We start from the raw sequence: 10186 nt of genomic DNA, 5'->3' as shown, positions 1-10186 counted from the left end.
AATATATCACTGATTTAATTTTTTCAAAGTTAGCTCTCGACCTGAGTTGCGAAAAAATCCGTCTGTTGTATGACGAGTGTTTGAGCATCGGGAGGTTAGCTGCTTAAAAATTTACCGGAGTATTGATTCCTAATGCATCATATATTTCCAAAATCGTAAAGTCCTGATTTGAAAGGCTTAAATCGAGAATACTCACATCAGACACTGGATTTGGACAAAGTTTTATAGGGTCAATAACCGTTTCCCTTTCATTTATTTCTGTAAGAATTGGAAAACAACTATTGTAAACAGGATTTAAATATTTAACTATACCATCTTGATTGAAGCAAATTAATTCCCATTTAAGAGAACCAGTTGTCACCGGAGTTAATGGTGAAAACAATCCTCTTGTACTACCAATTCCTTCAATCCAATATTCTAAGTAATCATAGTCAACGAAATGGTATGTTTTCCGGTAATTACCATCGATCAACACCGAGTCAATATAATCGATTACATAATATCCTCCGAGAGGGTCTGTTCCGTCCAAACCAACCAAAACCGTATCACCAACAGATTTTGAAAAATCATAGAGAATGACTTCCTCTTCTCCACTTAAAGGTTGAAAACAACATTGACAATCAATAGCATAGATTCTTTTAAGGCTATCTTCCCTTATGGCACAACAATACTGACCCAGAACCAGAGGATAGACAGTGTCATTCAATAAATACACTTTTTTATACCAAGTGGAATTGAATGATGTATCTCCTGAAATTCCGTATTGATAAGCTTGTATCTCAAATGGCTGCATATCGGTTAAAACTTCACTCCAAATTGCATTTGAGTCAGGAAATGGAACATAGATTTGTTCCTTACTGGTAAGGGGGACCAAGAAAACAAACATGATAATTTTTAAGACTTTTTTCATTTTGGTTTAGATTAAGGTTAATAATTGATCTGATATTAAAATCCAAGTATAATTGAATTATCAATCAATATGATATGATAACATCATACCAAAAAATCACAATTACAACATTTCTAAAATAGAATGCCTGACGAAGAAATAAATCTTGTTTTCGGAGGGTGGATTGACGATTACAATATACAACATTTTTTTCTAAAATGAAAGGAGGTTAATAAATTTATTCAGGCTAATTACAATGATCAGGAATGCCGCCTTTGCAATCATTTCTTATTCGTAACTTTGCGCTGATGAACAGTCGAAATTTCCTATGATTCCCAACGATCCTGAAATAGAGAAAAAAGAGATCATTAAGCGATACCGTAATTTGCTCAGGGTATGGAATTCAAAGGTCCCGGCTGATAAAAAGCTTGTCCGCCGGGCTTTTGACCTTGCAGTAGATGCCCACAAGGACATGCGAAGGCATTCGGGAGAGCCTTATATTTATCACCCCATTGAAGTAGCTACCATTGTGGCAGGAGAGATCGGCCTCGGCACAACATCAATCGTTAGCGCCCTCTTGCATGATGTCGTGGAAGATACTAATTACAGCCTGGAAGATATCCGGTTTCATTTCGGGGAAAAGGTGGCCCAGATCATTGACGGACTGACTAAAATTGAAGAGATCATCGACAAACCGTCTGTTTCTCCTCAAGCAGAAAATTTCCGTAAGATTTTGCTAACCCTGACACAGGATGTAAGGGTCATTCTGATTAAACTGGCTGACCGGCTGCACAATATGCGCACCCTGGAAGCGTTGCCAAAAGATAAACAACTGAAAATTTCTTCCGAAACTACCTATCTTTTCGCCCCTTTAGCTCATCGTCTCGGATTATTCGCAATCAAAAGTGAACTTGAAGACCTTTCACTGAGGGCAACAGAGCCTGAAATATATCACTCACTGCAGCAAAAACTGGAAGCATCCAAAGCCGACCGTCTGAGGTTTACCAATAAGTTCATCTACCCGATCAAGAGAGACATGAGGAGCAAGGGGATGAAGTTCCAGATCTTTACAAGGGAAAAAAGCATTTTCTCCATCTGGCAGAAAATGAGGAAAAAGGAAATCCCGTTCGAAGAGGTTTATGATCTTTTTGCTGTCAGGATTGTGATAGATGTGCCCCTTGAGTTGGAAAAGTCAGAATGCTGGAAAGTATATTCCTTTATTACAGACCATTACCGCCCAAACCACAACCGGTTGCGCGACTGGATATCCATCCCGAAAGCCAATGGCTATGAGGCCCTTCACACCACAGTAATGAGCCAGACCGGCCGCTGGGTTGAAGTCCAGATTCGCAGCGGCCGGATGGATGACATCGCTGAAAGAGGCTATGCCGCACATTGGAAGTACAAAGACCTGATCGACACAGAAACCGGGTTAGAAGAGTGGCTTAAAAAAACCCGGGATATGCTGATCGTCGAAGACACTGACGCGCTGGACTTTGTGGATGATTTCAAGCTAAACCTTTTTGCCGAGGAGATTTATGCATACACGCCCATAGGTGATGTGAAAACACTGCCTGCCGGTTCCACGGTTCTGGATTTCGCTTATGCTATTCATTCGGAGATCGGAAATCATTGCATCGGCGCTAAGGTTAACCAGGTGCTGGTATCCCGGAAAAATATGCTGAAAAATGGTGACCAGGTTGAGGTACTATCTTCCAACAGCACCATGCCTGAGGCAGAATGGCTAAAATATGCCGTTACGGCAAAAGCAAGAACCAACATCAAACAATATCTTAAAGATCAGCAGCGAAAGCTGCATATCCTGGGCAAGGAAAAGCTCGGGGCCCTTTTTCAGCAGTTCAACCTCCCTGACGATAAAGCGACTGTTCAGAAATTTATCAACTTTCACACTGTCAACAGCCCGGATGATCTTTATTATATGCTTGCAAACGGGGACATGGGGGTCGAAGAAGTCAGGCAATTCAGCCAGGAAGGTGAAAAGAGAAATCTTTTCAGTTATCTCAGCCGGCCATTCATCAAGCCCAAAGCAGTCAACAATAAGAGCCTTGCGGAAACCATTGTGGAAAAATTAAAGGAGAAACCGGAATCATTATTACTTGGCGATGATATTACTCAGATCAAGTATGTGATGGCCCGCTGCTGCAGACCTATTCCCGGTGATGATGTCGTCGGTTTTCTGAATGAAAAGGGGTCTATGCAAATACACCGGACTAACTGCACAGATGCTATTGACCTCATGTCGAAATACGGGAAGAAGATCATCAAGGCAAAATGGAAGAATAAGGAATCAATCGGTTTTCTTACCGGAATTAAGATCCAGGGCGTCGATAAAAAAGGCTTTATCAGGAAAGTCACTGAAGTGATCACCGAAAAACATAATATCAATATTCGCTCTTTCCATCTTGATACATCCGAAGGAATGACCGAGGGAACTGTCATGCTTTATCTTCATGATACACAGACTCTGAATAAACTTCTTGAAAACCTGCTTAAAATCAAGGAAATCATTAAGGTGACCCGCATCGACCGGTTTAACGAATAAGCCTTTTATAATTAAATTTTCCTGACTTTAATTTTGTTAAAAATAATTATTTTTATTTATACCAGATTTGAATAGATAATTTTTTCTACTTTTATGCTGCTTTTGTATAATGATGTGATGAAAGAAAGAGAACAAAGTGACTCATTTGAAGCGGTCAAGAAAATCTTCACTGATTACCTGGAACAGAGGGGACATCGGAAGACGCCTGAGAGATTTACTATACTCAAGGAGATCTATAACACCGACGGGCATTTCGATATTGAGACCCTTTATATCCGCATGAAGAATAACAAATACAGGGTCAGCCGCGCCACATTGTATAATACGATAGAGTTGCTGCTGGACTGCAGCCTGGTTACCAAGCACCAGTTTGGAAATAACTGTGCCCAGTTCGAGCGATCATACAAGTTTAAAAAACATGATCATTTTATTGATACTGAAACGGGCAAAGTGATGGAATTTGCTGATCCGCGTGTTGAAGAGATAAGGAAATTCGTTGAAGAGACGCTGAAAGTAAAAGTATCTCACCATTCCCTGACATTCTATGGATACTGCCTTGATGAGCAAAAGGAACCATCCCTGACAAATTAGTTTTTCTTACCAGACCAAAAGAAATGAAAGTAGATGTTATACTTGGCCTTCAATGGGGTGACGAAGGCAAGGGAAAAATTGTGGATGTCCTGACGCCCCGCTATGATATCGTTGCCCGTTTTCAGGGAGGGCCCAATGCAGGTCATACTATCGAATTCAATAAGAAAAAATTTGTCCTTCATACTATCCCTTCGGGTATTTTTTATCCTGATAAAACAAATCTTGTCGGCAACGGGGTTATCCTTGATCCTTTTATTTTCAGAAAAGAGATAATTAACCTGGCCGATCATGGAATTGAAGCCACTTCGAAACTGGTTATCTCTAAAAGGGCTCACCTGATCTTGCCGACACACCGGCTGCTTGATGCCTCTAATGAAACACTGAGAGGGGCTACAAAAATCGGCTCTACCCTGAAAGGCATCGGCCCCACTTATACCGATAAAATTGCCCGGAACGGGATCAGGGTCGGCGACATCTTAAACAAAGGATTTAAGGCAGGTTATCTTTCTTTGCGCGACAACCACCTGAAACTCATAGATTTTATGGGGTTTAATTCTGATTCATTCAAAATTGACGGGCTTCCATTTGGTGATTATGAAGAGAAGTGGTTGGAATCGGTTGATTTTATGAGGAGTCTTAAGTTAATCGATGCCGAATATTTTATTCATCAGTGCCTGGCGGAAGGTAAAAGGGTTCTCGCTGAAGGTGCCCAAGGGACCATGCTTGATGTGGATTTCGGTTCCTATCCTTATGTGACTTCTTCCAGTACCTCAATAGGGGGCGTATGCACCGGTCTGGGGGTCAATCCCGGTAATATCGGCGAAGTTATCGGAGTTTTTAAAGCGTATTGCACCCGAGTTGGCAGTGGCCCGTTTCCGACAGAACAATCAGGTGACGCCGGTGAAACAATGCGTGAGCAGGGCCATGAATATGGATCCACTACCGGCAGGCCTCGTCGTTGCGGCTGGCTGGACATGGTGTCGCTAAAGTATGCCATCATGATCAATGGTGTAACCCGGCTGTTTATGATGAAAACGGATGTCCTGAATGATTTTGCCAGGCTTAAGGTTGGAACTGGATACAGGGCAGGAGAAAAGCAAATGGACCAGGTCCCTTATGACTTTGCACAGGATGAGCTGGCTGTATCATATGAAGATCTGCCCGGCTGGAATACTTCTTTGAATGCATTAAAGCGGAAAGATGTTATGCCTGCTGCATTAAAGGACTATGTAAGCTTTATTGAGGAGAGTGCCAGGGTGCCTGTGATAGGGCTTTCTTACGGGCCGGACCGGAAAGAAACGTTGTTTTTCTAAAGTTTCCTTTTAATTTCTACTTCTTCGAACCCTTCAATGATATCACCCTCTTTGATGTCGTTGAAATTGTCGATATTCAATCCGCATTCAAAACCTGTCGCTACTTCTTTAACGTCATCTTTAAACCTTTTCAGCGAGCCCAGTTTCCCGGTATAAACCACGATACCGTTGCGGATAATCCTGATCCGGGTATTTCTGTTGATCTTACCGTCGAGGACATAACAGCCGGCAACGGTCCCGATTTTCGAAATCTTGAATGTTTCACGGATTTCGATATTGCAGGTGATCTTCTCTTCAATTTCGGGTGAAAGCATACCTTCGATAGCTGCTTTGATCTCTTCGATGGCCTGGTAAATAATGGAATATGACCTGATTTCGATTTGTTCTTTTTCAGCCAGCTTCCTGGCGCTCAGTGAAGGACGGACCTGGAACCCGACAATGATGGCATTCGATGCGGATGCCAGCAGTACGTCCGATTCAGTCACCGCTCCGACCGATTTATGGATTACATTTACCTGCACTTCCTTGGTGGAAAGCTTTAGTAATGAATCAGAAAGGGCTTCGACTGAGCCATCTACATCACCTTTAACGATCAGGTTGAGTTCTTTGAAGTCGCCAATGGCGATACGGCGGCCGATCTCATCGAGTGTAATATGTTTCTGTGAACGGATCCCCTGTTCACGTTGCAATTGGAGCCGCTTGTTGGCGATGGCTTTAGCTTCGCGGTCATCCTTCATCACGTTGAATTTATCGCCTGCCTGCGGGGCTCCGTCGAGCCCGAGCAACAATACCGGCGTGGAGGGACCTGCTGTATCGACCCGCTGGTTTCTCTCATTGTACATAGCCTTGACCCTTCCAAAATGCGCCCCGGCAAGAACCATGTCACCGATATTCATTGTCCCGTTTTGAATAAGGACCTTGGCAACATAACCACGGCCTTTGTCAAGCGAAGATTCGAGGACGGTTCCTAATGCCAGCCGGTCCGGATTCGCTTTCAGTTCAAGCATTTCTGCTTCCAGTAAGACTTTGTCTAGCAACTGGTAAACATTCACACCTTGCTTGGCTGATATTTCCTGTGACTGGAATTTTCCACCCCAGTCCTCTACAAGGATATTCATTTTAGCCAGTTGTTCCTTAATCTTTTCAGGATTAGCAGTGGGTTTGTCGATCTTGTTGATGGCAAACACCAGGGGAACATTGGCAGCCTGCGCGTGATTGATGGCTTCAACAGTCTGGGGCATCACATCATCATCAGCTGCGATGACGATAATGGCCACGTCAGTGACCAATGCTCCCCGGGCACGCATGGCAGTAAATGCTTCGTGGCCCGGCGTATCAAGGAAGGTGATCTTCTTGCCGTTTTCAAGTTGCATCTCATATGCCCCGATGTGCTGGGTTATCCCGCCGGCTTCACCTGCGATGACATTAGTGCTCCTGATGAAATCCAGCAGCTTGGTCTTTCCATGGTCGACATGTCCCATCACAGTGACAATTGGCGGTCTTTCAACCAGGTCTTCCGCTGAATCCTCTTCCTGCATGAGTTCAATTGCTTCGAGGACCCCCACGCTTACAAACTCCACTTTGTAACCGAATTCTTCGGCAACAAGGACAATGCTTTCCGCATTGAGCCGCTGGTTAATGGCGACAAACATGCCAAGCTGCATAAATGTTGAAATGATATCGATGACCGGAACATCCATCATGTTGGCCATCTCATTTACTGTCACAAATTCGGTGACTTTTAGTATCTTCTTTTCTTCTTCAGCTTTCTGCCGGTCGATCTCGATCTCTTCACGAATGTTTTCGCGCTTCTGCCGCCTATATTTCGATGCTTTAGATTTTCCTGTCGGGGCAAGCCTGGCAAGGGTTTCCTTAATCTGCTTCTGGATCTCTTCTTCCGTGGGCTCCGGCTTAAATACTTGTTTTTTCTTCGGGCCGAATTTTGGCTTTTCCTTACTGTCACGGGTGACAACAGGTTCCTGGAATTTCTCCTGCCTGATACGTCTACGTTTTTTCTTTTTTAACTGAAGCTTGTCATCAGTCGAAGAAGCAACAGGTTTCTTTTCCGCCTTCTTCTCAGAAGGAAGATCTATCTTGCCAAAAATCTTAGGACCATCCAGTTTATCAAAACGCGTAGGGAGGAAATTGGCGTCACGGACAGGTTGCTTAACGACTGGAAGTTCTTCCTCTTCCAAGTCTTCTTCCTCCGGTTCAATTAGCACAGGAGGTATCTCTTCTTCCTCAATAACAGGCTCTTCTACCTTTTCCTTCTTGCCTTTTTTCGAACCGGACTTTTGAATGGATTCAGCCTTTTTCTCTTCTTTGGTCTTTCTTGCTGGACGGGTTTTCTGATTTATACTATCGAGGTCAATTTTACCCAGGACCTTCAACGATGATTCTGCCTTCGTTTCTTCAGCGGGAACTTTTTCAACGGGCCTGGAGCCGGCCTTGCCTGAAATTCTTTCAGCGGTTTTTTCGCCCTGATCAACAGATTTAACCTCTATAGCAGGTGTTATCACCGGAGCTTTTTCTTTGGCTTTGGCTTCTTCAACAGGCGCTTTAACAGGCGGTTTTTTCTCTTTCTGGCTTACAGGTCCTTCAAAATTTACCGCTGAGCTCTTGATAATCAGATCTTCAGGTTCAGATTCAGGTTCGGTGGTCCTGGATTTAACACCCTTTTCTTCGAGGGAAATGGTTTCATGTTTAATAAAAGAAAGACCGATTTTCATGGCCTCATCTTTCGCGGCTTTATCTGATTGGTATTCCTTAACCAGTATGGCAAAGATCTCCGGTGTGATCTTGGTATTTGGATTTTCCTCGATCACAATACCTTTCTTATGCAGAAATTCCACAATAGTGGAAATCCCTACATTAAGTTCGGTAGCGGCTTTATTCAGCCTGGTCGGTTTTACCTCATCTGCCATGAAAAAACCATTTGTTTTTACTGCTTTTACTGTAAAAATGTGCAAAGATACTTTTTTTATTCGAATTCGGCTTTCAGGATGCGAATGACCTCCTTGATCGTCTCTTCCTCCAGGTCGGTCCTTTTTACCAATTCTTTCACTTCAAGTTCGAGCACGCTCTTTGCTGTATCGCACCCGATGGCTTTTAACTCATCGATGATCCACTGGTCGATTTCATCCGAAAATTCCTGAATATCAACATCTTCTGAATCAATATCCTCGCGATATACATCGATTTCGTATCCCGTCAGTTTACCGGCAAGTTTAATATTGTATCCCCCTTTTCCAATAGCCAATGATACCTGGTCGGGCTTCATATAAACTTCGGCCTTTTTGTTGGGTTCATCAAGGTGTATTGAGCTGATCTTAGCCGGGCTAAGGGCACGCTGGATGAAAAGGGTGGAATTATTGGTGAAGTTGATCACGTCGATATTCTCGTTTTTCAGTTCGCGGACGATACCATGGATACGGGAACCTTTCATCCCGACACATGCACCAACCGGATCAATGCGGTCGTCATACGATTCAACCGCCACTTTGGCCCTCTCCCCCGGAACACGCACTATCTTTTTAATGGTTATGAGCCCGTCGTAAATTTCCGGCACCTCCGATTCAAAGAGCCTTTCCAGGAAAACCGGTGAAGTTCTGGAAATGACGATGGAAGGGGTGTTGTTCTTCATCTCGACACGGGCAACCACCGCACGGATCGTATCGCCCTTCCGGTAGAAATCGGATGGGATCTGCTCCTGCTTCGGCAGGCTCAGCTCATAACCTTCATCATCCAGTATCAGGATCTCTTTTTTCCAGACCTGGTAAACCTCTCCTGTGATGATCTCCCCGACTTTCTCCATATACTTGCGGTAGATGCTGTCTTTTTCATACTCCATGATCTTGGCGACTAGATTCTGCCGGATGGACAGAATCTCACGGCGTGCGAAATCGAGGAGCTTCAATTCTTCAGATACATCTTCCCCGACCTCAAAGTCAGGCTCGATTTTAACTGCGTCTGAAAGGGCGATCTGGGTATTTTCATCTTCCACTGCGCCATCATCCACGATAGTCCGGTTTCGCCAGATCTCAAGGTCCCCCCGGTCAATATTGACAATAATTTTAAAATTATCGCTGCTGCCAAATCTTTTCTCGAGCATATGCTTGAAAACATCTTCCAGGATACGCATCATAGTTTCCCGATCAATGTTTTTGAATTCTTTAAATTCCGAAAAGGTTTCTACCAGATTAATGTGATCCATAGCTGGTTCAATTATAGCTTAGTTAAACAATTTATTTAAACGATATAACGACTTTTGATTCTTTGATTTCTTCAAAAGTAAGATTCAATGTTTCAGGGGCTGTTTTCTTCTTTTTATCCCCCGGTGTCAGCAGGGTGATGCCTTTATCATCAATAGCTTCCAATTTCCCGGTTATTGTATTATCATCCGACAGTTTGACCTGCAGCGACCTGCCAATATTATTAACATATTGCCTCTGCTGGCGAATGGGTTGATCAGCGCCTGAAGATGACACATTCAATTCAAAGTCCTGCTTTTCACGATCGAACTGTGATTCAATAAACCGGCTCAGCTCAATGCAATCGGCAATAGTCACCCCGTGGTCTCCATCGATAAATACGAAAATCCGGTTGATCGGTTTGATAAAAACCTCAACCAGGAACTTGTCTGTTCCTGCCAGGTGTTCATTTACCAACCTTGATATCTCACTTACAATCATAAGAGTTTTAAGGTTGAGCCCCCTCTAAAAAGGGACATTAATATAAATTGAAAAAATAATAATTATCGGTAAAAGTATGACTTTGGAAAAATGCCTGTCTGGATTTCGATGAAAATTTAGCTTCAGAGAAAAATATTCA

The 10186-nt window shown here is 43.3% G+C and carries 7 protein-coding genes; 3 read left to right on the top strand and 4 right to left on the bottom strand.

Annotation, left to right across the window (positions count from 1 at the left end; genetic code table 11):
- Positions 1–103: 103 nt before the first annotated feature.
- Entirely contained in the window at positions 104–910 is an 807-nt protein-coding gene (locus M0Q51_16465) for a hypothetical protein (protein ID MCK9401570.1), read from the bottom strand.
- Positions 911–1217: 307 nt separating this feature from the next.
- Here M0Q51_16465 and M0Q51_16460 point away from each other — a divergent pair, with 307 nt between their 5' ends.
- From M0Q51_16460 to M0Q51_16450, 3 genes are all read left to right on the top strand, one after another.
- The gene (locus M0Q51_16460) at positions 1218–3452 is read left to right on the top strand and encodes a RelA/SpoT family protein (GenBank protein MCK9401569.1); all 2235 of its coding nucleotides are present in this window, start codon (positions 1218–1220) and stop codon (positions 3450–3452) included.
- 117 nt (positions 3453–3569) lie between these two features.
- A complete protein-coding gene (locus tag M0Q51_16455) occupies positions 3570–4043 on the top strand; it encodes a transcriptional repressor (GenBank protein ID MCK9401568.1) in 474 nt (157 codons plus the stop codon).
- A 23-nt stretch (positions 4044–4066) separates the two neighbouring features.
- On the top strand, positions 4067–5356 hold the full coding sequence (locus M0Q51_16450; protein ID MCK9401567.1) for an adenylosuccinate synthase: 1290 nt from the start codon (positions 4067–4069) through the stop codon (positions 5354–5356).
- Here the strand turns inward: M0Q51_16450 and infB are convergent.
- The 3 genes from infB to rimP are packed head-to-tail and all read right to left on the bottom strand — an operon-like array spanning position 5353 to position 10047.
- Positions 5353–8280 (bottom strand): translation initiation factor IF-2, encoded by a 2928-nt coding sequence (infB, locus tag M0Q51_16445; GenBank protein ID MCK9401566.1) that lies wholly within the window; start codon positions 8278–8280, stop codon positions 5353–5355. The two genes, M0Q51_16450 and infB, sit on opposite strands and share 4 nt — an antisense overlap.
- Before the next feature lie 56 nt (positions 8281–8336).
- Positions 8337–9569: a transcription termination factor NusA gene (gene nusA, locus M0Q51_16440; protein MCK9401565.1), complete on the bottom strand. Its 1233-nt coding sequence runs from the start codon at positions 9567–9569 to the stop codon at positions 8337–8339.
- A gap of 31 nt (positions 9570–9600) precedes the next feature.
- Complete coding sequence (gene rimP / locus M0Q51_16435; protein ID MCK9401564.1) at positions 9601–10047, bottom strand: ribosome assembly cofactor RimP; 447 nt, start codon at positions 10045–10047, stop codon at positions 9601–9603.
- Positions 10048–10186 lie beyond the last annotated feature (139 nt).

The organism is Bacteroidales bacterium, from assembly GCA_023229505.1.
GTDB lineage: Bacteria > Bacteroidota > Bacteroidia > Bacteroidales > JAGOPY01 > JAGOPY01.
This window is presented reverse-complemented; position numbering and strand designations above follow the sequence as displayed.